A 22339-nucleotide genomic window follows, 5' to 3' on the forward strand; every position below is an offset into this window, starting at 1 on the left:
GGGGGCGGGCGGCACACGATGGGTGAGGTCTTCGCGGGCCGGTACGAGCTGGTGGACCCGATCGGGCGCGGCGGGGTCGGCGCGGTGTGGCGCTCCTGGGACCACCGCAGGCGCCGCTACGTCGCCGCCAAGGTGCTCCAGCAGGTCGACGCGCACGCGCTGCTGCGCTTCGTCCGCGAGCAGGCGATGCGCATCGACCACCCCCATGTGCTGGCCCCCGCGAGCTGGGCGGCCGACGACGACAAGGTGCTGTTCACCATGGGCCTGGTGCACGGCGGGTCGCTCTCCCACCTGATCGGGGACTACGGGCCGCTGCCGCCGCGCTACGTGGGCGTGCTGCTCGACCAGCTCCTCGCCGGGCTGAGCGCGGTCCACGCCGAGGGGGTCGTGCACCGTGACATCAAGCCCGCGAACATCCTGCTGGAGGCGACCGGCACCGGCACCCCGCACGTGCGGCTCTCGGACTTCGGCATCGCCATGCGCAAGGGCGAGGCGCGGCTGACCGAGACGAACTACGTGGTCGGCACGCCCGGTTACTTCGCCCCCGAACAGCTCCTCGGCGCCGAGCCGGACTTCCCCGCCGACCTGTACGCGGTGGGCCTGGTCGCGCTCTACCTGCTCAGCGGCCGCAAACCCGACGCGCAGGCCATCGTCGAGCGCTACCAGGCCACGGGCACGCCGTCCGCGCCGCAGGGCGTGCCGGAGCCGCTGTGGCAGGTGATCGCCGCGCTGCTGCAGCCCGACCCGCACGCGCGGTTCCGTACCGCCACGGGTGCGCGCAAGGCGCTCGCCGCCGCGGTGGAGCTGCTGCCGGAGCCGGCGCCCGGCGAGGAGCCGGTGGAGATCTTCGACCAGATCGGGCCGCTGCCCGAGGGCTTCGGCCCGCAGGGGCCGCTCGCCGCGGCGCAGACCGCGCCGGCAGTCCCGCGGCCCGTGCCCGTGCCCCTGCCCACGCCTGTGCCTGTGCCCACCCCGGTGCCCGCGCCGCAGCCGGTGGCCGCGCTTCGGCCCGAAGGCGCCGGGCAGCCCGGAGCCGCCGCACCCGCACCCGCAGCAGCACCCGCGCAGGAGCCGGTCCAGGAGCCGGCGCCCGCACCCCCGCCCGCGGCGGAGCCGCTGCCCGAGCCCTCCCTCGCGCGGCCGGACGCCGCCCCGCAGCCGCCAGGACCGCCCGCGCCGCCCGGCCGCCGCCCGCAGGGCCGGCACGCCGCGCCCCTTCCGGCCCACGAGCCGATCACGCACACCAGGACCCGCGCCGACGGGCCCGAGGCCGGCGCCCGGCCTCTGCCGCTCCCACTGCCGCAGCACGCGGCGCGGACCGCACCCGCCGCGGCACCCGCGCCCGCCCACCCCGACCCACACGCCGCTCGCTCCCCGGCCGCCGGCGCGGACACCGCCTCCGCGCGGCTGCCCGCCCGCGCCGGGCGGGGCGGACCGCCCGCCAGGATCGTGATCCCGATGCTGGTGCTGGCCGTGATCTGCTTCGCGGTCGGCCTCCTGGCGCTCGCCGCCTCCTGAGCGCGGTGCGACCGGCTACCAGCCGCCGGGCGGCCCGTATCCGGGCTGCTGCGGCGGGGCCGTGACGGTGTCCGCCGACGCGGCCGGGCGGCGGCGTGCGAGGGCGAACCACACCGCGAGGGTGAGCAGCAGCACGGTGCCCGCGCCGAGCGCGGCGAACGCCAGGAAGCGCAGCGCGCCCGAGTCCGTGCCCGATCCGCCGTCGGCCGTGCCGTCGGCCGAGGCCAGGTCGTGGGCGTCGACGCCGATCCCGGCGGCCGAGGGGTCGCCGTCGTAGGCGGGTGGCGGCTGGGCCGTGCCGGTCACCTGGACCCGCAGGGTCACCGGCACCGCGCCGCTGACCGCCTGCGCCACGCCGGGGTGGACGGTCACCGCGAAGTAGTACCAGCCGGCGTAGCGCGCCGCGGCCACGTCGTCGTCGTCCGCGGCGCGGTTGCCGTAGGCCACCGGGGCCAGTTGCTCGCCGAGCGAGGCGGGTGCGCCCTGGTACGACTTGTCCTCGCCGTCGATCAGCTCGCGGACCGGGCTGTAGGCGCTCAGCCGGACGCCGCCGGGGACGTAGGCGGAGGCGTCCACGACCTGCGCGTTGGAGAAGTCCGCGAAGACGGTGGCCTGCTGGCCCCAGTCGACGGGCACCTTGTAGAAGCGGGTCTCGCCGGGGAGCACCCGGTCCTTCCAGATGCCCGTCCTCACCGCGGCCGCGGTCTCGAACGACGGGCCGCCGGCCGCCTGGTGCGGGGTGCCGACCAGCAGCGGGGTGGGCGAGGCGGTGCCGGTCGCGCCGCCGTCGGCGGAGGTCGCCGGGGCGGAGGGCGCGGGCGCTCCCTCGGTCAGCCCCGGCTCGGCGACGTACCGCAGCTCCAGCGGCCACGGGCCCGGGTCCGAGGTGCCGGCGCTGGTCCTGTGGACCTCCAGCGTGTACTCGTTCGCGTCCTGGCAGGCGTCCGAGGAGTCGCCGGTGATCAGCCGGGAGACGGCGGTGCCGACCGGCCGCGGATCGCCGTCGTCGCCGAAGTGCGCCTCCGCGCTGTCGCATTGGTCGCCGTCGGGGCTCTGCAGGGTCAGTTCGAGGCCGTCGCCGTACGACACGCGGGTGCCGGCCGGCGGCACCGCGAAGACCGAGACGGCGGCGGACGCCCTGTCGTCCAGCGTGACCCCGTAGAACCGGCTCTCGCCGACCTTGATGGAGTCCTGGTAGGTCACCGCGGGCCGCATCGCGGGGGCGTCAGCGGTGGTGGCGGCGCCCGCGAGGGGCGTGCCCCGCGGCTGCCAGAGCGCGGGCGCGGCGCTGCCGGAAGGGCCGGGAGCGGTGGTGCCGTCGGCCGCGGCGCGGCCCGGCAGCGCGACCAGCGCCAGCAGAACGCCCACCGCGACCGCCGGGACCGCCGCACGCCGAACCCGAGCCGGTTTCGCGCCGCGGCCCCTGCCCGGCGGCAGGCCGGGCCCCCGTGCGCCGCCTGCCGTCCGTTCCCCTCGCTCGCTGTCCTGGCCTGCCTTCATATCCCGCCCCTGTCCGTACGGTTCCGGGTGCGCTGGACGAGCGCCGCCACGCTGACGCCGGCGAGGGCGGCCGCGCCGCCGGTGCCCGCCGCGATCATGTCCGTTCCGGTGATGCCGCCGGGGCCGGAGCCCGCGGCCCTGTCCACGGTGGCCGTACCGCCCGCGGGTCGGTCGCCGCTCCTGCCGGTGCTGCCGGCGCTGCCGCCGCCGGTGCGGGCGGCCCCGGCCAGCGCCGGTGCGCGGTACTGCGGCCCGGTCAGCTCCTCGCCGGTGACCTGCACCCGCAGGACGACGCCGACCGCGGTGTCGCGCGCGAGCTGGGCGGCGTCCGGCCCGAGGCCCACCGCGATCCAGTAGTCGCCCGCGCGGTGGACCGCCTGGGCCGGGCCGCCGTCCACCCAGCGGTTGGTCCAGGAGACCGGTACCGTGCCGACGCCCACCGAGGCCGGCGAGCCGTCGTACATCCGGTCGTCGTGGGCGTCGGAGGCGCCGGTGACCGGCAGCCGGTCCGGCGCGTACGCCCGGGTGACCACGAAGGTCGAGGCGCCGGCCGCGCTGCCGTCGAGCACCGGCGCGTTGGCGAACTCGGCGGTGTAGCTGAGCTGCTGGCCCCATCCGACGTGCACCTTGTAGTACCGGAGCTGGGCCGGCAGCAGCCGGTCCCGCCACACCCCGGTGGTCAGCGGCGTCGCGTCGTTGAACCCGGTGCCGCCCGCGCGGTCCCTGGGGGCGCCGGTCAGCGGCGCGGGAGGCGGACCGTAGTCGGTGCGGGCGGCGGCCGGCACGGTCCCGGCGGGCAGCGGGGCCTCGCGCTCGAAGCGCAGCTCGATCGGCCAGCGGCTCGGGTCGGAGGCGGCCGCGCTGGTGCGGTGCACGGAGAGGAGATAGCGCCCGGCCCTGCCGCAACCGCCCCCGTGGTCGCGGTCGGGGATCCGGCTGACCGCGCCGGTCAGCGTCATCGCGCCCTCGTCCTGGCCGAAGTGCCGGGACTGGGTGTCGCAGGTGGCGCCGTAGCCGCCGGCGGCGGACAGCCGCAGCTCGATGCCGTCGCCGTAGTCGACCGGGACGCCGGGCTGCGGCACGGCCGTCGCCGACAGGTCGTCGGTGGCGAGGGCGTCGAGCGTGGCGGCGTACCAGCGGGTCTCGCCCGGCCCGATCGTGTCGAGGTACTGGCCGGGGGCGATCGGCGCGGCCTTTCCGGGGCTCGCGCCGCCGGTGGTCCGGGCGCCCTCCAGCCGGTACGCCTCAGCGCTGAGCTGGGCGGCGCGCACCAGCTCGCGGGTGAGCGCGGCGGCGTCCGGGGCGTCGTAGTAGGCGCCGTGCCCCGCGCGGGCGACGCACTCCAGCTCGCTGCGGGCGTCGCCCGCGACCTGGAAGCCGACGGTGTCGATGCGCAGCCCGGTCGGTGAGCGGTCGTCGTCCGCGAGCCGCGCGGCCACCTGGCACGGCTTCGGCGTACCGCAGTCGGACGCGCCGTCGGAGACCAGCAGGAGGGTGCGCCGGCCGGCGGCCGGCAGGTCGGCGGCGGCCCTGGTGAGCGCGAGCGCGGTCGGGGTGTCGCCCTCGGGGCGCACTGCGGCCACCGCGCTCTTCACGGCGGCACGGTCCAGGGCGGTGACGGGCTGGGCCAGGCTGGTGTCGTCGCAGCCGTGGGTGCGTCCGGCGCCGTAGACCCGCAGCCCGGTCGGGTAGCCGTCGGGCAGCGCGTCCACGACGGAGCCTATGGCGGTGCGGGCGGCGGCGATCCGGGTGTGGCCCGAGCCGTCGGGGCCGGCCATCGAGCCGGAGGAGTCGAGCACCATGATCAGGCTGCCGTCGGCCGCGGCGGCGGACGACGACCCCGGCAGCGCGGGTGCCGCCGAAGCACCGGGGGCGGCGGCCAGGACGGCGCAGACGACCGCGCAGGTCGCGGCGAGGAGCAGCGCGCTGCCGAACAGCCCGCTCGGGTGCGGTTCGCCGGCCCCCCGACGTCGCACCGGTCGTCGATCCATGGCGTCGCTCTCCCCCTCGCAGCCCCATCGAGCTTTGCCCAAGCAACCTATTCCGTTTGCTCGGGCAAAGACAAGAGGGCGCTGTCACGGTCCGGCAACAGCGAAGGCCCCGACCGCGTGCTCGCGGTCGGGGCCCGGATGCGCTTGTCCGCCCTGCGGGCGTCTCAGCCGCGTCTCACACGTTCGCGCCGGAACCCGCCGGGACCGTGTCAGTGGCTTCCGTCCACAGGTCCTGCTCGGCGCGGTCCGCCTGAATCTGTCGGTATACGAACAGCCCGGCGACCGCGGCCAGCGCGACCAGGAGAAACTTCTTCATGACGTGACCTCCTCCATCTACGTGGGGACAGCTTCTGACGCGCCCGACTATACACAGCGGCCGAGACCCAACAGTGACCTGCCGCCCGTGCCGTTCACGCACTGCCGAGCCCTCCGCACCCGGGACGCACGAAGGGCGCCCACCCGGTGGGTGGACGCCCTTCGTGTCGCAAGTGGGGCTACCAGGACTTGAACCTGGGGCCTCTTCCTTATCAGGGAAGCGCTCTAACCGTCTGAGCTATAGCCCCTCGCTGCAACGAAAGATTAGCGCACAGCGGGCCGTCGCCCAAAATCGGTTCCCCCGGCGGGCTACTCGTCCTCGGCGAGGGTCAGCTCGACGCCGCCCACGAAGCCCGCGGAGAGGTTGTAGATGAAGGCGCCGAGCGTGGCCAGCGCGGTCGCCAGCACCACGTCGATGACCGCGATCACCGTGGTGAACATCATGACGCGGCTCAGCGACAGGAAGGACACCAGGTCGAAGCCGCCCTTGCCGTTCTCCGAGTTCGTGGCGTCGCTGATCGTCGAGCCCACGGTGCTGAAGACGCCGATGGTGTCCAGCACCATCCACAGCACCGCCACCGCGATGATCGTGCAGATGCCCAGCGCGATGGACAGCAGGAAGCTGACCTTCATCACCGACCAGGGGTCGGCCTTGGACACCCGCAGCCGCGCCTTGCGGGTGCGCGGCACGCTGCGGGCGGCCGGGCGCGGCCTGCGCACGCCGGCGGCGGCCGGGTTGGCGGACTGCGGTCCGCCGGCCCCCGCCGGGGCGCCCCCGGGCGCCCCGCCCGGGGGCGGGGGCGCGTATGCCGACGGCGGCTGGTGAGGCTGCGGCGGCTGACGGGTGTCCGTCACGGTGTATCCCCCCTCTTGAGGGCCGCTGGATGGGGCAGAGCCATGGGAACCCCCGGTCCTCCCGGTCCCACCCGCGGCACCCGTGGCTCCACTCACGGCTTACTCCTCCGGTTCACCGGCCGCGGGCGCAGCGCCCTCGGCCGAAGTGTCGTGCTGGTCCTGCTCATCCTGCGCGTCCTGCTCCCCGGCTGCGACCACGGCGGCCACCTCCGGAGCATCCTCCGCCTCGGCGTTGCGGGCGATGCCGACGACGGCATCCCGCTTCCCCAGGTTGATCAGCTGGACACCCATGGTGTCACGGCCGGTCTCCCGGACCTCGTTGACCCGAGTCCGGATCACCCCGCCACTGAGCGAGATGGCCAGGATCTCATCCGTCTCCTCGACCACCAGCGCCCCGACGAGCGAGCCCCGGTCCTCCACGATCTTCGCCGCCTTGATGCCGAGACCGCCACGCCCCTGCACCCGGTACTCCTCGACCCTGGTGCGCTTGGCGTAGCCGCCGTCGGTGGCGGTGAAGACGAACGTACCCGCCCGGATGACGTTCATGGAGAGCAGTTCGTCACCTTCGCGGAAACTCATGCCCTTCACACCCGAGGTGGCGCGGCCCATCGGCCGCAGCGACTCGTCCGTCGCGGTGAACCGGATGCACTGCGCCTTGCGGCTGACCAGCAGCAGGTCGTCGTCCGCGGAGACCAGTTCGGCGCCGATCAGCTCGTCCGATCCTCCGGCGCCGCCCGCCTCGCCCTCGGCCTCGCGCAGGTTGATCGCGATCACGCCGCCGGCGCGCGGGGAGTCGTAGTCCTTGAGCGCGGTCTTCTTCACCAGGCCGGACTTGGTGGCGAGCACCAGGTACGGCGCCGCCTCGTAGTCCTTGATGGCCAGGATCTGGGCGATCTGCTCGTCGGGCTGGAAGGCGAGCAGGTTCGCCACGTGCTGGCCGCGCGCGTCCCGGCCGGCGTCGGGCAGCTCGTACGCCTTGGCGCGGTAGACCCGGCCCTTGTTGGTGAAGAACAGCAGCCACTGGTGGGTGGTCGTCACGAAGAAGTGGTCGACGATGTCGTCCTGCTTCAGCTTGGTGCCGCGGACGCCCTTGCCGCCGCGCTTCTGCGACCGGTAGTCCTCGGTCTTGGTGCGCTTGACGTAGCCGCCGCGGCTGATGGTGACGACGATGTCCTCTTCGGCGATCAGGTCCTCGATGGACATGTCGCCGTCGAAGGGCACCAGCTTGCTGCGCCGGTCGTCGCCGAACTTGTCGACGATGGCCTGCAGCTCCTCGCTGATGATCTGCCGCTGCTTCTCCGGGGAGGCGAGGATCGCGTTGTACTCGTTGATCTTCGACTGCAGCTCGTCGTGCTCGGCGATGATCTTCTGCCGCTCCAGGGCGGCCAGCCGGCGCAGCTGCATCTCCAGGATCGCGTTCGCCTGGATCTCGTCGATCTCCAGCAGGCCCATCAGGCCCTCGCGCGCGATCTCCACCGTGTCGCTGCGCCGGATCAGCGCGATGACCTCGTCGATCGCGTCGAGCGCCTTGAGCAGGCCGCGCAGGATGTGGGCGCGCTCCTCGGCCTTGCGCAGCCGGAAGCGGGTCCGCCGTACGACGACCTCGACCTGGTGGTTCACCCAGTTGCGGATGAACGCGTCCAGCGAGAGCGTGCGCGGCACGCCGTCGACCAGCGCCAGCATGTTCGCGCCGAAGTTGGTCTGCAGGTCGGTGTGCTTGTAGAGGTTGTTCAGCACCACCTTGGCGACGGCGTCGCGCTTGAGCACGATGACCAGCCGCTGACCGGTGCGCGAGGAGGTCTCGTCGCGCACGTCGGCGATGCCGCCGACCCGGCCGTCCTTCACCAGGTCGGCGATCTTCTGCGCGAGGTTGTCCGGGTTGACCTGGTACGGCAGCTCGGTGACGACCAGGCACTGCCGGTTCTGGATCTCCTCGACCGCGACAACGGCGCGCATGGTGATCGAGCCGCGGCCGGTGCGGTAGGCGTCCTCGATGCCGCGGCGGCCGACGACCAGCGCGCCGGTCGGGAAGTCCGGGCCCTTGATCCGCTCGATCAGGGCCTCCAGCAGCTCCTCGGCCTCGGCCTCGGGGTTGGCCAGGAACCACTGGGCGCCGTCCGCCACCTCGCGCAGGTTGTGCGGCGGGATGTTGGTGGCCATGCCGACCGCGATGCCGGCCGAACCGTTGATCAGCAGGTTCGGGAAGCGGGCCGGCAGGACCGTCGGCTCCTTGTTGCGGCCGTCGTAGTTGTCCGTGAAGTCGACGGTCTCCTCGTCGATGTCACGGACCATCTCCATGGCCAGCGGCGCCATCTTGCACTCGGTGTACCGCATGGCGGCGGCCGGGTCGTTGCCCGGCGAGCCGAAGTTGCCGTTGGAGTCGACCAGCGGCATCCGCATCGACCACGGCTGCGCGAGGCGGACCAGCGCGTCGTAGATCGAGGAGTCGCCGTGCGGGTGGTAGGTGCCCATCACGTCGCCGACGACGCGCGCGCACTTGTAGAAACCCTTCTCCGGCCGGTAGCCGCCGTCGTACATCGCGTACAGCACCCGGCGGTGCACCGGCTTGAGGCCGTCGCGGACGTCGGGCAGCGCACGCGAGACGATGACGGACATCGCGTAGTCGAGGTAGCTGCGCTGCATCTCCGTCTCGAGCCCGACGGGCTCGATCCGCAGCCCGCCGGACTCGTTGCGCAGGTCCTTCTCGGAGTCCGGGATGTCGGGCACAGGAGGAAGGTTGGGGTTCTCGTCGGCCATCGCTGTCTGAAAGTCCTTTCACGCGGCCATGGGGCGGGGCCGACTCAGATGTCGAGGAAGCGGACATCCTTGGCGTTGCGCTGGATGAACGAGCGGCGTGCCTCGACGTCCTCGCCCATGAGCACGGAGAACAGGTCGTCGGCCTGGGCCGCGTCGTCCAGCGTGACCTGGCCGAGCACCCGGTGGTCGATGTCCATGGTGGTCACCCGCAGCTCCTCGGCGTTCATCTCGCCGAGACCCTTGAAGCGCTGGATGGAGTCCTCGCGGATGCGCTTGCCGCCCTGCTTGCCCAGCGCGGTCAGCGCGTCGCGCTCCCGGTCGGAGTAGGCGTACTCCCAGTCGTCCCGGCCCCACTTGATCTTGTACAGCGGCGGGCGGGACAGGAAGACGTGGCCGGCCTCGACCAGCGGCCGCATGAAGCGGAAGAGGAAGGTCAGCAGCAGGGTGTTGATGTGCTGGCCGTCGACGTCGGCGTCCGCCATGAGGATGATCTTGTGATAGCGCAGCTTCGAGATGTCGAAGTCCTCGTGCACACCGGTGCCGAAGGCGGAGATCAGCGCCTGGATCTCCTGGTTCTGCAGGATCTTGTCGATCCTGGCCTTCTCCACGTTGAGGATCTTGCCGCGGATCGGGAGGATCGCCTGGTACTGCGGGTTGCGGCCGGACTTCGCGGAGCCGCCGGCCGAGTCGCCCTCGACGATGAAGATCTCGCACTTCGTCGGGTCGTTGGACTGGCAGTCGCTCAGCTTGCCGGGCAGCGACGCGGACTCCAGCAGGCCCTTGCGGCGGGTGAGGTCACGCGCCTTGCGGGCCGCGACCCGGGCGGTGGCCGCCTGGATCGACTTGCGGATGATGTCCGCCGCCTCGTTCGGATTGCGGTCCAGCCAGTCGGTCAGGTGCTCGTGCACCACCTTCTGCACGAAGGTCTTCGCCTCGGTGTTGCCGAGCTTGGTCTTCGTCTGGCCCTCGAACTGCGGCTCGCCCAGCTTGACCGAGATGATCGCGGTCAGACCCTCGCGGATGTCCTCGCCGGTGAGGTTGTCGTCCTTCTCGCGGAGCAGCTTCTTGTCCCGCGCGTAGCGGTTGACCAGACCGGTCAGCGCCGCGCGGAAGCCCTCCTCGTGGGTGCCGCCCTCGTGCGTGTGGATCGTGTTCGCGAAGCTGTAGACACCCTCGCTGTACTGGGTGTTCCACTGCATCGCGACCTCGACCGACAGCAGCCGCTCCTTGTCCTCCGCCTCGATGTCGATGACGGTGGGGTGGATCAGCTCGCCCTTGCGCGCGTTGAGGTACTTCACGAAGTCGACGATGCCGCCCTCGTAGTGGTACGTCGCGGTGAGCGGCTTGCCCTCCTCGTCGACGTGGTCCGCGCGCTCGTCGACGAGCGAGATCCGCAGGCCCTTGTTGAGGAACGCCATCTCCTGGAAGCGCCGGGAGAGCGTCTCGAAGGAGTAGTCCGTGGTCTCGAAGACGTCGGGGTCGGCCCAGAAGGTGACCGTGGTGCCGGTCTCCTCTGTCGCCTCGTTCTTGGCCAGCGGCGCGGTGGGGACGCCCAGCTTGTAGTCCTGCGTCCAGCGGAAGCCGTCGGTGCGGACCTCGACCGCGACGCGGGAGGACAGCGCGTTGACCACCGAGACGCCGACGCCGTGCAGACCGCCGGAGACCGCGTAGCCGCCGCCGCCGAACTTGCCGCCCGCGTGCAGCACGGTGAGGACGACCTCGACGGCCGGCTTGCCCTCCGAGGGGACGACGCCCACCGGGATGCCGCGCCCGTTGTCCACCACGCGGACCCCGCCGTCGGGCAGGATCGTCACGTCGATGGTGTCCGCGTGACCGGCCATCGCCTCGTCCACGGAGTTGTCGACGACCTCTTGCACGAGGTGGTGCAGTCCCCGCTCACCGGTCGAGCCGATGTACATGCCGGGGCGCTTGCGCACCGCGTCGAGGCCCTCCAGCACGGTGATCGCACTGGCGTCGTAGGACTTCTTGGAGTTCTCGTTGGGGTTGCCGGAATCGGCCACGAAGCGCCCTTTCTGGCACAGCACGAGCCGTCTCCCGGCGAGCGGGATCGGCTACGTCGTTCGACATGTTCCGCGGGGGTACCCCTGCGTTCTGCCAGGGGAGGGCGGTCTGTCTTTCATTCTACCGGTAGCGGCGACATGAATGGGGCTTTGCCGGTACCTCAGTTCCCATGTGCCGCCCAAACCCGCCGTCGCGCGACTCCCTACACGCGGCCCCCGGGGCCGAACCCCTCACGCGGGCATCCAGGGCTTCCGGCTGTCAACCTCCGGCTACGCTCAGCAGGGGCACACCTGTCCCGTCCGTCACAATCCGCTCACCTGTGCGCATGGATGCGCGGAAGGCCGCCGGAGACGGCGGTACGGGGGGTGTCCGGGGGGCTCCGGGCGGGCGCTCGGGGAGCACTCGGCGAGGACTCGGCGAGGACTCCTGGGCGTTCGGAAAGCGGGGAACGGGCGGACGGGAGCGGGGCGCCAGCGGGAGCGGCGGCTCACCCGTAGGTGTCCCCGGGACCCCGGCTGCCGGGCGCGCGCAGCCGGCCGTAGCTGCGGTGGGGGGCGGCGGGTGCGAGCACCTTGATCACCTTGACGGTGCCGTGGCCCAGGTCCGCGTTGAGCCGGGCGACCAGCGTCGGGGCCAGCAGCCGCAGCTGGGTGGCCCAGGCGGTGGAGTCGCACTGGACGGTGAGCACCCGCTCGTCCTCGTCGTAGCGGTCGGGCGAGCAGTGCAGCGCGACCTCCGGGCCGACGAGCTGCGGCCAGCGGCCCATCACACCGCCCACCGCGGCCGGCGCCTCCCAGCCGCGCTCCGTGATCAGCCGGCTGATGGCCGCGCCCAGCGGCAGCGGGTCGCGGCCGTCGGCGCGCGCGCCGCTGCGCAGGCCGCCGCGCCTGGCCTGCTTCTTCTGCACCGCGGCCGCGCCCCTGGCCCTGGCCTGCTCCTTCGCCGCGCGCAGCGCGACCCTGGCCAGGTCCACGCCGGCCGGCTCGGCGGCGGTGGGGGCGCCGGGGCCCGCGTCCGACGCCGCGGCGGGGGCGGGGCCTGACGTCCTGCCCGACGCCTTGCCCGGGACCCGGGGTGACGCGGAGCCCGGCGTGCCGCGACCGCCTGCCGCGGCCGGCCCGCCGGGGCCCGGAATACGTCCCTGCTCGTTCACAGCCGGTCCACCGTCCCGTCCTGCACCGAGAACCGCGCGCCGGTCAGCACGCCCGGCACGTCGTCGTCCACCGCCGCGGTGACCAGGACCTGTTCGCCCGGCGCCACCAGTTCGGCCAGCCGCTCGCGGCGGCGCGCGTCCAGCTCGGCGAAGACGTCGTCCAGCACCAGCACCGGCTCGCTCCCGTCCGCGCACAGCAGGTCGTACGACGCCAGGCGCAGCGCCAGCGCGCAGGACCACGACTCGCCATGACTGGCATAGCCCTTCGCGGGCATCGAACCGAGCCTCAGCACCAGATCGTCACGATGCGGACCCACAAGCGTCACACCGCGCTCGATCTCCTGCTTGCGCGAGGCGCCCAGCGCCTCCAGCAGCCGCCCGAACAGGTCCTCGCGCCCACCCGCGCCCGCCATCAGCTCCTCGCCGATCGAGCCGCGGTAGTCCAGGCCGACCGGGCCGCCGCCGGGCGCCAGCTGGTCGTACGCCTTGTCGGTCAGCGGCTGCAGCGCGGCCACCAGGTCCAGCCGCTGGGCGAGCAGTTCGGCTCCGACGCGGGCCAGGTGCTGGTCCCAGACGTCCAGGGTGGAGAGGTCCGCGCCCTTGCCGCCGTGCCTGCGGGCCAGCGCGGCCGTCTTCAGCAGGGTGTTGCGCTGCTTGAGCACCCGGTCGTAGTCGCTGCGCACCCCGGCGAGGCGCGGGGTGCGGGCGGTGAGCAGCTCGTCGAGGAAGCGGCGGCGCTCCCCGGGGTCGCCCTTGACCAGGGCCAGGTCCTCGGGGGCGAAGAGCACGCTGCGCACGATGCCCAGCACGTCGCGCGGCCGGACCTGCGAAGAGCGGTTGATCCGGGCGCGGTTGGCCCGGCCCGGGTTGATCTCCAGCTCCACCAGCTGCTGCCGGTCGCCCTGCACGACCTGGGCGCGGACCACCGCGCGCTCGGCGCCGAGCCGCACCAGCGGGGCGTCCGCCGCGACCCGGTGGCTGCCCAGCGTGGCCAGATAGCCGACGGCCTCGACGAGATTGGTCTTGCCCTGGCCGTTGGGCCCGACGAAGGCGGTGACGCCCGGGTCGAGTGGGACCTCGGCCCGGGCGTAGGAGCGGAAGTCGGCGAGCGACAGGTGCGCTACGTGCATCGCGTGCTGTGGCGCTCGCGCGCCGACCTCCCTTGCGTCCTGCTGCTCCTGCGGCGCCGCGCCACGCGGGCTGGGCCCTTGCTACTCCGCGGCGGTGACCGCGTGGCCGCCGAACTCGTTGCGGAGCGCGGCGATCATCTTCATCTGCGGCGAGTCCTCCTGGCGGGAGGAGAAGCGGGCGAACAGCGACGCGGTGATCGCGGGCAGCGGCACCGCGTTCTCGATCGCGGCGTCCACCGTCCAGCGGCCCTCGCCGGAGTCGTCCGCGTACCCCCGCAGGTTCTCCAGGTGCTCGCTCTTGTCGAGCGCGTCCACCGCCAGGTCGAGCAGCCAGGAGCGGATGACCGTGCCGGACTTCCAGGACCGGAAGACCTCGCGGACGTCGGTGACCGAGTCCACCGCCTCCAGCAGCTCCCAGCCCTCGGCGTACGCCTGCATCATCGCGTACTCGATGCCGTTGTGGACCATCTTCGCGAAGTGCCCGGCGCCGACCCGGCCGGCGTGCACCGCGCCGGAGTCGCCCTCGGGCTTGAGCGCGTCGAAGATCGGCTGGGCCTGGGCGACGTGCTCCGCGGTGCCGCCGTACATCAGGGCGTAGCCGTTGGCGAGGCCCCAGACGCCGCCGGAGACGCCGCAGTCGACGAACCCGATGCTCTTGGCGGCCAACTGCTCCGCGTGCTGCTCGTCGTCCGTCCAGCGCGAGTTGCCGCCGTCCACCACGAGGTCGCCGGGGGAGAGCAGTTCGCCCAGCTCGTCGATGGTCGACTGGGTGGCGGCGCCGGCCGGCACCATCACCCACACCACACGCGGCGCCTGCAAGGAGTCCACAAGCTCCTTGAGGCTGTGGACATCGGCGACGTCCGCGTTCCGGTCGTACCCGATGACGGTGTGGCCGGCGCGGCGGATGCGCTCGCGCATGTTGCCGCCCATTTTGCCGAGACCGATGAGACCGAGCTCCATCACAGACCCTTCGTTCGAAGCGTGCTACGCGTACCTGCCTGACCTGACCATGAGCCTACGTCGGGCAGGGCGGCGGACCTCAGCCGGACAGGCGGACCGGCATGATCAGGTACTTGTACGCGTCATCGGCCTCGGCGTCGACCGCGGGCCGGCCGCTGAGCAGCGCGGGCTTGGTCGACGTGGTGAAGGACAGCTGGGCGGCGGGGGAGTCGATCGCGCTCAGGCCGTCCAGCAGGAAGGTCGGGTTGAAGGCGATCGAGATGTCGTCGCCCTCCAGCTTGGCGTCGACCCTCTCCACAGCCTGTGCGTCGTCGCTGGAGCCGGCCTCCAGCGTCAGCACGCCCTGCTCGAAGCTCAGGCGCACCGGGGTGTTGCGCTCGGCGACCAGCGCGACGCGCTTGACGGCCTCCACGAAGGGCGCGGTCTCGATCACCGCGATGGTGGCGAACTCGGTCGGGAAGAGCGTGCGGTACTTGGGCAGGTCGCCTTCGAGCAGCCGGGTCGTGGTGCGGCGGCCGGCGCCCTCGAAGCCGATCAGGCCCTCGCCGGCGCCGGAGCCGGCCAGTGCGATCGACACGGTGTCGCCGCTGGTCAGCGACTTGGCCGTGTCCAGGAGCGTCTTCGCGGGGACCAGCGCGACAGCGGAGATGTCGGCCTGCTCCGGCTTCCACAGGAACTCGCGGACCGCGAAGCGGTAGCGGTCGGTGGCGGCCAGCGTGACGGTGTCGCCCTCGATCTCGATCCGCACACCGGTCAGCACCGGCAGGGTGTCGTCGCGTCCGGCGGCGATGGCGACCTGGGCGGCCGCCGCGGCGAAGACCTCGCCCGGCACGGTGCCCGAGGCGTCGGGCATCGCGGGCAGCGCCGGGTACTCGTCCACAGGCAGGGTGTGGAGTGTGAATCGCGAGCTGCCGCAGACCACCGTGACGCGCACGCCGTCGGTGGAGATCTCCACCGGGCGGTTGGGCAGCGCCCGCGAGATGTCGGCGAGCAGCCGGCCGGACACCAGGACGGTGCCCTCCTCCTCGACCTCGGCCTCGACCGAGACGCGGGCCGAGACCTCGTAGTCGAAGCCGGAGAGGCTGAGCTTGCCCTCCTCCGCCTTCAGCAGCAGTCCGGCGAGCACGGGCACCGGGGGGCGGGCCGGAAGGCTGCGGGCGGCCCAAGCCACTGCCTCGGCGAGTACGTCGCGCTCCACCCGGATCTTCACCGGAACCGCCTCCTGCTTGTTGCTGGCTGTCGGGGAACAGTCTGACGTACCGGACCGACAGTCGGTGCGGGTTGGCGTCAAGCGGCGACACGCGGCCGGGGCGGCTCCGGGCCGAGTTGTGCACAGCCCCCGCTTCGAAGCATGTTCCCCGGTATCTACGTGTAGCAGTAGTAGTAGGGGTTGTGGATACCGTGGATAACCGGTTCCACCGCAGGTCAGGCCGGGTTTTTTATCCACCGGGCCTGTGGGTGGCGGGGGTGGATAACCAGGGGCCGCTGTGGACGGGCGGAAGTTGTGCACACCCGATTCACAGGGCGACCGGGGTTCTCCCCAGGGCTGTCCCCAGAAATACCCAGGTTCTCCCCAGGCCAACCCCCCACGTTGGTGTGACCGCTTTCACTCGTCCGAGGGACAGGGCGCATTTCGTTGCCGAACAGTGGACAAGGATGTGGAGAAGCAGGCCTGCGCTGTGCACAACTGCCCTCATCCTGTGGGCGAGCGGTGGACAACCGAGGACCGCCGCGGCGCGGTGTCCGATCCGTCCACAGTCTGTGGATTCGGGTTGCCCACATATCCACACCCCGCTGAGCTGGGCGAGTGTCCTCGGCGGCGGTCGGCCTGTGGAGAGAATCGGGACAACTCCGGTGTCCCCAGGGTGTGGACAGACGAATCGTCCTGATCCTGTGGAGAACCGGGCCGCAGTGGTCACTAATCGAACAGCGGGAGCGCGCAGGGGTGAATCGGGAGGGGGCCGGAGGCGGTCGGACGCGGCCGGAGCGGGCCCTTGGAAGCCCGGGCGTGGGCGCATCGTGGCCCCGAGCGTGGGCAGGCAGGGCGCAGCACCGGCAGGCGCGCGGGCGCGGAAGAGCGCAGGGCGAAGCCCGGAAGGGCGCGGCGAGGCGCGGGGGGAAGCGCGGCGAGGGCGCGGGGAGGTGCCGACAGTGGTGCTGAGAGCGGGGCCGAAGGCCCCCTGGTTCAGCTCTTGATGCGGTTGGTCAGCTCGGTGACCTGGTTGTAGATGGACCGCCGCTCGGCCATCAGCGAGCGGATCTTGCGGTCCGCGTGCATGACCGTGGTGTGGTCGCGGCCGCCGAAGAGCGCGCCGATCTTGGGCAGCGAGAGGTCGGTCAGCTCGCGGCACAGGTACATCGCGATCTGCCGGGCGGTGACCAGCACGCGGCTGCGCGAGGAGCCCGACAGGTCGTCCACCGCCAGCCCGAAGTACGCGGCGGTCTCCGCCATGATCGCGGTGCCGCTGATCTCCGGCACCGAGTCGTCGCCGCCGGGGATCAGGTCCTTCAGCACGATCTCGGTGAGCTGCAGGTCCACCGGCTGCCGGTTGAGGCTCGCGAACGCGGTGACCCGGATCAGCGCGCCCTCCAGCTCGCGGATGTTGCGCGAGATCCGCGAGGCGATGAACTCCAGCACCTCCGGCGGGGCGTTGAGCTGCTCCTGCACCGCCTTCTTGCGCAGGATCGCGATCCGGGTCTCCAGCTCGGGCGGCTGGACGTCGGTGATCAGGCCCCACTCGAAGCGGTTGCGCAGCCGGTCCTCCAGGGTGACCAGCTGCTTGGGCGGCCGGTCCGAGGAGAGCACGATCTGCTTGTTGGCGTTGTGCAGCGTGTTGAAGGTGTGGAAGAACTCCTCCTGCGTCGACTCCTTCTGCGCCAGGAACTGGATGTCGTCGACGAGCAGGATGTCCATGTCCCGGTACCGCTTGCGGAAGGCGTCCGCCTTGCCGTCCCGGATGGAGTTGATGAACTCGTTGGTGAACTCCTCCGAGCTGACGTACCGCACCCGGGTGCCGGGGTAGAGGCTGCGCGCGTAGTGCCCGATCGCGTGCAGCAGGTGCGTCTTGCCGAGGCCGGACTCGCCGTAGATGAAGAGCGGGTTGTACGCCTTGGCCGGCGCCTCGGCGACGGCGACCGCCGCCGCATGGGCGAAGCGGTTGGACGCGCCGATGACGAAGGTGTCGAAAAGGTACTTGGGGTTCAGCCGCGCGGTCGGTTCCACCGCGCCGTTCGAGCCCGATCCCGACCCGGAGCCGCCGCCGGAGCCGGGGCGGCCGGTGCCGGGCGCGTGGCTCGGATGCCCGGAGTGGCCTCCCGGCCCCGCGTGGCCGCCGCCCGGCGAACCCGGTGACTGCTCGGGGCGCGCGGCGGGAACCTGCGGCATCTGCTGGTAGGAGGCGGGCGGCGGATAGCCGCCCTGGCCCTGGTGGCCCGGGTGGCCCTGGTGAGGCACCGAGGGATAGCCGCCGTCGCCCTGCTCCGGGCGGTAGCGCAGCTCGCGCCGGCCGTCGTAGGAGTCGCGGTCCCCGTCGCCGCCGCCGTACTGGTCGCGGCCGGGGAAGGCGCCGGGCGGCGGTGCGCCCCAGCTGCCCAGCCGGGGCTGCTGCCAGTCCTGGTGGTCGGGGTAGGCGGGGCGCATCCGCGGGCCGGCGTCGTAGCCGTCCGGCTCGCGCCGATCGCCCAGGTCACGGCGGTCCCCCAGGTCACGGCGGTCCCCCAGGTCGCGGCGCTCGCCGCGGTCGCCGAGGTCGCGCGGGTCCCTGCGCTCCTGACGGCGGTCGCCGTGGTCGCCTTCGCCGTCCTCCAGGTCGCGGTCGCGGTGGTCCCGGTGGTCCTGGTCGCGGTGGTCGCCGGGGTCCTGCGGCTCCGGCCTGTCCTGCTGCGGCGGCGGGGACTGGTCCTGGTCGCCGCCGGAGGCGACGGCGATCGCGATCCCGACGGAGTGACCGAACTCACGGCTGAGCACGTCGGTGATCAGCGGCAGCAGCCGGCCTTCGAGGACGCTCTTGGCGAACTCGTTGGGCGCGGAGAGCACCGCGGTCCCGGCCACCAGCGCGAGCGGCTGGGTGCGCTTGAGCCACTCCGCGTCCTTGGGTTTCAGGTCCTCGCTCTCCACCAGCAGTTTCTGCAGCACCCGCGGCCATACTGCGGCAAGATCGGCAGTCACGTCGGCCACAGTGCACGCTCTCTCGGTCGTCTGGTGGTGCTGAGAACTCCCGCGAAAGTGTGGTCCTGGGAGCGGGCGGGAAGAGTACGGAGTTCAGCCACGGTAGTCAGGGCGAGCTGCACGGTTCAAGTCGTTGTCCACAGGGTGTGTACAAATGGCGGAGCGCGCGGCGGCTGCGGCGGCCGGGTTTGACCGGATGGCCCAGCCCCACGTACCGTATCGAGGTCGAGTTGTCGATGGCTGCTGCCGCCTGCCTACCGATGGGCGAAGATCCTCCGGAACGTTCGGGTGATCATCAAAGCGGTGCACCCGAATGGTCCGCGAGCTTTTCGTGGGCGCACGGTGACAGCCAGGCGACGCCCCGCCGGACACGATCTCTCCTGGAGCCCCCGAGTGAGCAAGCGCACCTTCCAGCCGAACAACCGCCGTCGCGCGAAGACCCACGGCTTCCGTCTGCGGATGCGCACCCGCGCCGGTCGCGCCATCCTGGCGACCCGCCGCGGCAAGGGCCGCGCCCGCCTGTCCGCCTGAGCGCGGCCGACGGATACCGGATCATGCCGTGCTGCCCACCGAGAATCGGCTGAGGCGGCGACAGGACTTCGGAGAAGCGGTTCGCCGTGGACGCCGGGCGGGTCGCCCGCTACTGGTCGTCCATCTGCGCCGCGACGCCATGGACCCGCACGTGCCGGGGGGGAGCCCTCCCCCGGCACGTGCGGGTTTCGTCGTGAGCAAGGCGGTCGGCGGCTCGGTCCAGCGCAACCTGGTCAAGCGCCGACTGCGTCATCTCGTCCGGGACCGACTGTCACTGCTGCCCCCCGGTAGCCTGGTGGTAGTACGGGCACTGCCCGGAGCAGGCGGTGCGGACCATGCACAGCTGGCCCTCGACCTGGATGCCGCACTCCAGCGGCTGCTGGGTCGCGACACCCGTGGCGAAGCCGAGGGGAGGGTGGCTCGATGAAATACCCGCTGCTGGCACTGATCAAGCTGTACCAGTGGACGATCAGTCCGCTGCTCGGCCCGGTCTGCCGGTACTACCCCTCGTGCTCGCACTACGGCTACACGGCCATCGACCGGCACGGCGCGATCAAGGGCACCGCCCTGACCGCGTGGCGCATCCTGCGGTGCAACCCCTGGTCGCCCGGCGGTGTGGACCATGTCCCCCCGCGTAAGCGACCTCCCTGGCACGATCGGCTGCGCCGCTACCTGCGGGGCGGCTCCGACGGGCCCGTCACGCCCGAGCCCACCGGACCCTCTCACGCACAAGGAGCCTGACCGTGGGGATCCTGAACCCCCTCTATGACGCCGTCTCGTGGATCATCGTCCAGTTCCACTCCTTCTACAGCCTGATCTTCGACAAGGACAGCGGCTGGGCGTGGGGCCTGTCCATCGTCTCGCTGGTGGTACTGATCCGCACGGCCCTGATCCCGCTGTTCGTCAAGCAGATCAAGTCCACGCGGAACATGCAGGCGCTCCAGCCGAAGATGAAGGCGATCCAGGAGCGCTACAAGAACGACCGCCAGAAGCAGTCCGAAGAGATGATGAAGCTGTACAAGGAGACGGGCACCAACCCGCTCTCCTCGTGCCTTCCGATTCTGGTGCAGTCCCCGTTCTTCTTCGCGCTGTACCACGTGCTGAGCAACGTGGCGAAGGGCAACGAGGTCGGGGTCATCCACCACAATCTGGTGACCAGCGCCCAGAGCGCACACATCTTCGGCGCACCGCTGCCGGCGAAGTTCCTGGACAGCTCGGCCACGCTGGCCAAGCTCGGGGCGACCGTCACCGAGGTCCGCATCACCACGATCCTCATGATCGTCCTGATGTCCGCCTCGCAGTTCTACACGCAGCGCCAGCTGATGACGAAGAACGTGGACATGTCCGTGAACACGCCGTTCATGCAGCAGCAGAAGATGCTGATGTACGTGTTCCCGCTGATCTTCGCGGTCTTCGGCATCCTCGCCCCGGTGGGCGTGCTCGTCTACTGGCTGACCACCAACGTGTGGACGATGGCCCAGCAGATGGTCGTCATCCGGCGGAACCCCACCCCGGGCAGCCTGGCCTTCAAGCAGCGGCAGGAGCGGCTGCGGGCCCAGGGCAAGCTGGTGGAGGCGCCGGAAGAGGTCAAGGCCAAGGAAGCGGTCGAGGCCGCGCGGGCGAACCGCACCCAGCCCAAGCGCCAGAGCAAGTCCCAGCGCTCCTCCGGCAGCGCCGCTCCCGGCGGCGCGGCGGGCGGCGGCGCTGCGGGCGGTACGGCCTCCGGTGACCAGCAGGAGCCTCAGCAGGAGCCCAAGCAGCCGCAGCAGCCCTCCGGCAGCAGCAAGGCCGCCGGGTCCGGTGGACCGAAGGGGTCCGGGTCGGGTGGCGGGGCGAAGTCCCCGGGCGCTCCCCGTGCCGGTTCGCCCCGCGCGGGATCGGGCAAGTCGGGCGCTCCCAAGGCCGGCGGCAAGTCCAAGCCGACCAACCTGTCGAAGAAGAAGTAAGAGGAGAGTCCTGGCGTGAGCGACGTCAACACCAGCACGGCACCCGACGGCGGCTCGGCCGCGACGCTGAGCCGGCTGGAGCAGGAGGGCGAGATCGCCGCGGACTACCTGGAGGGTCTGCTCGACATCGCCGATCTCGACGGTGACATCGACATGGACGTCGAGGGCGAGCGGGCCTCGGTGTCGATCGTCGGCGACACGTCGAGCCGTGACCTGAACAAGCTGGTCGGACGGGACGGCGAGGTGCTGGAGGCGCTCCAGGAGCTGACCCGCCTCGCGGTGCACCGGGAGACCGGTGAGCGCAGCCGGCTGATGCTGGACATCGCCGGGTTCCGGGCCCGCAAGCGCGCCGAGCTGGCCAAGCTGGGCGCGGAGGCGGCCGCCGAGGCGAAGGAGACCGGTCAGCCGGTCAAGCTCGACCCGATGACGCCGTTCGAGCGCAAGGTCGTCCACGACGCGGTGGCCGCGGCCGGACTGAGCAGTGAGTCCGAGGGCGAGGAGCCCCAGCGCCGCGTGGTCGTCCTCCCGGCCTGAGCCTGCCTGACCGGTCCTCCCGGCCCGGGTTGCCCGTGCTCCGTCGGCCCCGTCTGCTCGCAGACGGGGCCGAGCCTTTGTAAGCCTGGAAGTGAAGTCCGGCACACCGAGCCCGGACCCCCGAGCCCCACGCCGCGCCTGGATGCCAGGCCAGGAAGCCTGGATCGCCAGGCCGAGGAAAGGACGCCCCCGTGACCGAGGCAGCAGCGGAGCTTCCCGCGCCGCCCCAGCAGGCCGCCGCCGTCTTCGGCGACCGGTTCGCCGACGCGGTGCGCTATGCCGAGCTGCTCTCCGACGCGGGCGTGCGCCGCGGACTGATCGGTCCGCGTGAGGTGCCGCGCCTGTGGGAGCGGCACCTGCTGAACTGCGCGGTGCTCTCCGAGGTGATCGACCGCGAGGTGTCCGTCTGCGACGTCGGCTCCGGCGCCGGGCTGCCCGGCATTCCGCTGGCGCTGGCCCGCCCGGATCTGCGGATCACCCTCCTGGAACCCCTGCTGCGCCGCACCACCTTCCTGGAGGAGGTGGTACGGCTGCTGGGCCTGTCCAACGTGACGGTGGTGCGCGGCCGCGCCGAGGAGGTGCTCGGCAAGCTGCCGCCGGTGGACGTGGTGACCGCCCGCGCGGTGGCCCCGCTGGAGCGGCTGGCCGGCTGGGGCCTTCCGCTGCTGCGGCCGCACGGCGAGATGGCCGTGCTCAAGGGCGACACGGCCGAGGAGGAGCTGAAGTCGGCGCGTGCCGCACTGGGCCGCCTCGGCGCGGTGGACGCGACCGTGGTCCAGGTCGGCGATGGTGTCGTGGAGCCGCTGTCGACCGTGGTGCGGGTGCTCGTCGGCGAGAGCCCCGGCGGTGTCCGGGCGGCGACCCGCCGGGCGAAGGCCGCGCGGGCCAGCCGCGCCTCGCGCAACACCGCCGGCCGCAGGCGCCGCTGACCGCAGGCGGCGCTGACCGCGCGTCCCGGA

At 72.3% G+C, this 22339-nt stretch carries 18 protein-coding genes and 1 tRNA gene; 7 read left to right on the forward strand and 12 right to left on the reverse strand.

The genetic code is table 11. The features are described 5' to 3' along the window. Positions 1-18: 18 nt before the first annotated feature. Entirely contained in the window at positions 19-1518 is a 1500-nt protein-coding gene (locus V2S66_RS03480) for a serine/threonine-protein kinase (protein ID WP_330792924.1), read from the forward strand. A gap of 15 nt (positions 1519-1533) precedes the next feature. Here the strand turns inward: V2S66_RS03480 and V2S66_RS03485 are convergent, their stop codons facing one another. The 12 genes from V2S66_RS03485 to dnaA form a co-directional block, all read right to left on the reverse strand. Then, positions 1534-2886 carry a hypothetical protein gene (locus tag V2S66_RS03485; RefSeq protein ID WP_330792925.1) on the reverse strand — a complete coding sequence of 451 codons (1353 nt, stop codon included), beginning with the start codon at positions 2884-2886 and terminating at the stop codon, positions 1534-1536. Between the two features lie 128 nt (positions 2887-3014). Beyond that, positions 3015-4994, reverse strand: a complete 1980-nt coding sequence (locus tag V2S66_RS03490; protein ID WP_330792926.1) for a vWA domain-containing protein — start codon at positions 4992-4994, stop codon at positions 3015-3017. A gap of 190 nt (positions 4995-5184) precedes the next feature. Further along, on the reverse strand, positions 5185-5325 hold the full coding sequence (locus V2S66_RS03495; protein WP_330792927.1) for a DLW-39 family protein: 141 nt from the start codon (positions 5323-5325) through the stop codon (positions 5185-5187). 173 nt (positions 5326-5498) lie between these two features. Then, positions 5499-5572, reverse strand: a tRNA-Ile gene (locus V2S66_RS03500). A 61-nt stretch (positions 5573-5633) separates the two neighbouring features. Beyond that, positions 5634-6275: a DUF3566 domain-containing protein gene (locus V2S66_RS03505; protein ID WP_330792928.1), complete on the reverse strand. Its 642-nt coding sequence runs from the start codon at positions 6273-6275 to the stop codon at positions 5634-5636. Positions 6276-6278: 3 nt separating this feature from the next. After that, complete coding sequence (gyrA, locus tag V2S66_RS03510) at positions 6279-8936, reverse strand: DNA gyrase subunit A (RefSeq protein WP_330792929.1); 2658 nt, start codon at positions 8934-8936, stop codon at positions 6279-6281. A gap of 44 nt (positions 8937-8980) precedes the next feature. Further along, positions 8981-10981: a DNA topoisomerase (ATP-hydrolyzing) subunit B gene (gene gyrB / locus V2S66_RS03515; protein WP_330792930.1), complete on the reverse strand. Its 2001-nt coding sequence runs from the start codon at positions 10979-10981 to the stop codon at positions 8981-8983. Between the two features lie 464 nt (positions 10982-11445). Further along, complete coding sequence (locus V2S66_RS03520) at positions 11446-11931, reverse strand: DciA family protein (protein ID WP_330793222.1); 486 nt, start codon at positions 11929-11931, stop codon at positions 11446-11448. Between the two features lie 176 nt (positions 11932-12107). Further along, complete coding sequence (gene recF / locus V2S66_RS03525) at positions 12108-13241, reverse strand: DNA replication/repair protein RecF (protein WP_330792931.1); 1134 nt, start codon at positions 13239-13241, stop codon at positions 12108-12110. A gap of 81 nt (positions 13242-13322) precedes the next feature. Then, positions 13323-14201 (reverse strand): phosphogluconate dehydrogenase (NAD(+)-dependent, decarboxylating), encoded by an 879-nt coding sequence (gene gnd, locus V2S66_RS03530; protein WP_330792932.1) that lies wholly within the window; start codon positions 14199-14201, stop codon positions 13323-13325. A 79-nt stretch (positions 14202-14280) separates the two neighbouring features. Then, positions 14281-15411, reverse strand: a complete 1131-nt coding sequence (dnaN, locus tag V2S66_RS03535) for a DNA polymerase III subunit beta (RefSeq protein WP_330792933.1) — start codon at positions 15409-15411, stop codon at positions 14281-14283. Between the two features lie 975 nt (positions 15412-16386). Next, positions 16387-18378, reverse strand: coding sequence for a chromosomal replication initiator protein DnaA (gene dnaA, locus V2S66_RS03540; protein ID WP_330792934.1), 1992 nt, complete (start codon positions 18376-18378; stop codon positions 16387-16389). A gap of 384 nt (positions 18379-18762) precedes the next feature. Between dnaA and rpmH the strand changes: the two genes are divergently transcribed. The 6 genes from rpmH (at position 18763) to rsmG (ending at position 22309) form a co-directional block, all read left to right on the forward strand. Beyond that, complete coding sequence (gene rpmH / locus V2S66_RS03545) at positions 18763-18900, forward strand: 50S ribosomal protein L34 (RefSeq protein WP_030354375.1); 138 nt, start codon at positions 18763-18765, stop codon at positions 18898-18900. A gap of 28 nt (positions 18901-18928) precedes the next feature. Then, positions 18929-19327, forward strand: a complete 399-nt coding sequence (gene rnpA / locus V2S66_RS03550) for a ribonuclease P protein component (protein WP_330792938.1) — start codon at positions 18929-18931, stop codon at positions 19325-19327. Continuing rightward, positions 19324-19641 carry a membrane protein insertion efficiency factor YidD gene (yidD, locus tag V2S66_RS03555; protein WP_075016398.1) on the forward strand — a complete coding sequence of 106 codons (318 nt, stop codon included), beginning with the start codon at positions 19324-19326 and terminating at the stop codon, positions 19639-19641. Before rnpA ends, yidD begins: the two co-directional genes overlap by 4 nt. Before the next feature lie 2 nt (positions 19642-19643). Continuing rightward, positions 19644-20846, forward strand: a complete 1203-nt coding sequence (gene yidC / locus V2S66_RS03560; protein ID WP_330792940.1) for a membrane protein insertase YidC — start codon at positions 19644-19646, stop codon at positions 20844-20846. A gap of 15 nt (positions 20847-20861) precedes the next feature. Continuing rightward, positions 20862-21380 carry a Jag family protein gene (locus tag V2S66_RS03565; RefSeq protein ID WP_330792941.1) on the forward strand — a complete coding sequence of 173 codons (519 nt, stop codon included), beginning with the start codon at positions 20862-20864 and terminating at the stop codon, positions 21378-21380. A 191-nt stretch (positions 21381-21571) separates the two neighbouring features. Further along, complete coding sequence (gene rsmG / locus V2S66_RS03570; protein ID WP_330792942.1) at positions 21572-22309, forward strand: 16S rRNA (guanine(527)-N(7))-methyltransferase RsmG; 738 nt, start codon at positions 21572-21574, stop codon at positions 22307-22309. Positions 22310-22339: the final 30 nt, after the last annotated feature.

It is taken from the genome of Actinacidiphila polyblastidii, from assembly GCF_036353415.1.
Classification (GTDB): Bacteria; Actinomycetota; Actinomycetes; order Streptomycetales; family Streptomycetaceae; genus Actinacidiphila; species Actinacidiphila polyblastidii.

Coding starts and splice junctions, on each gene's coding strand:
- V2S66_RS03480 (WP_330792924.1), top strand. CDS start 19: ATGGGTGAGGTCTTCGCGGGCCGGTACGAGCTGGTGGACCCGATCGGG.
- V2S66_RS03495 (WP_330792927.1), bottom strand. CDS start 5,325: ATGAAGAAGTTTCTCCTGGTCGCGCTGGCCGCGGTCGCCGGGCTGTTC.
- gyrA (WP_330792929.1), bottom strand. CDS start 8,936: ATGGCCGACGAGAACCCCAACCTTCCTCCTGTGCCCGACATCCCGGAC.
- recF (WP_330792931.1), bottom strand. CDS start 13,241: ATGCACGTAGCGCACCTGTCGCTCGCCGACTTCCGCTCCTACGCCCGG.
- gnd (WP_330792932.1), bottom strand. CDS start 14,201: ATGGAGCTCGGTCTCATCGGTCTCGGCAAAATGGGCGGCAACATGCGC.
- yidD (WP_075016398.1), top strand. CDS start 19,324: ATGAAATACCCGCTGCTGGCACTGATCAAGCTGTACCAGTGGACGATC.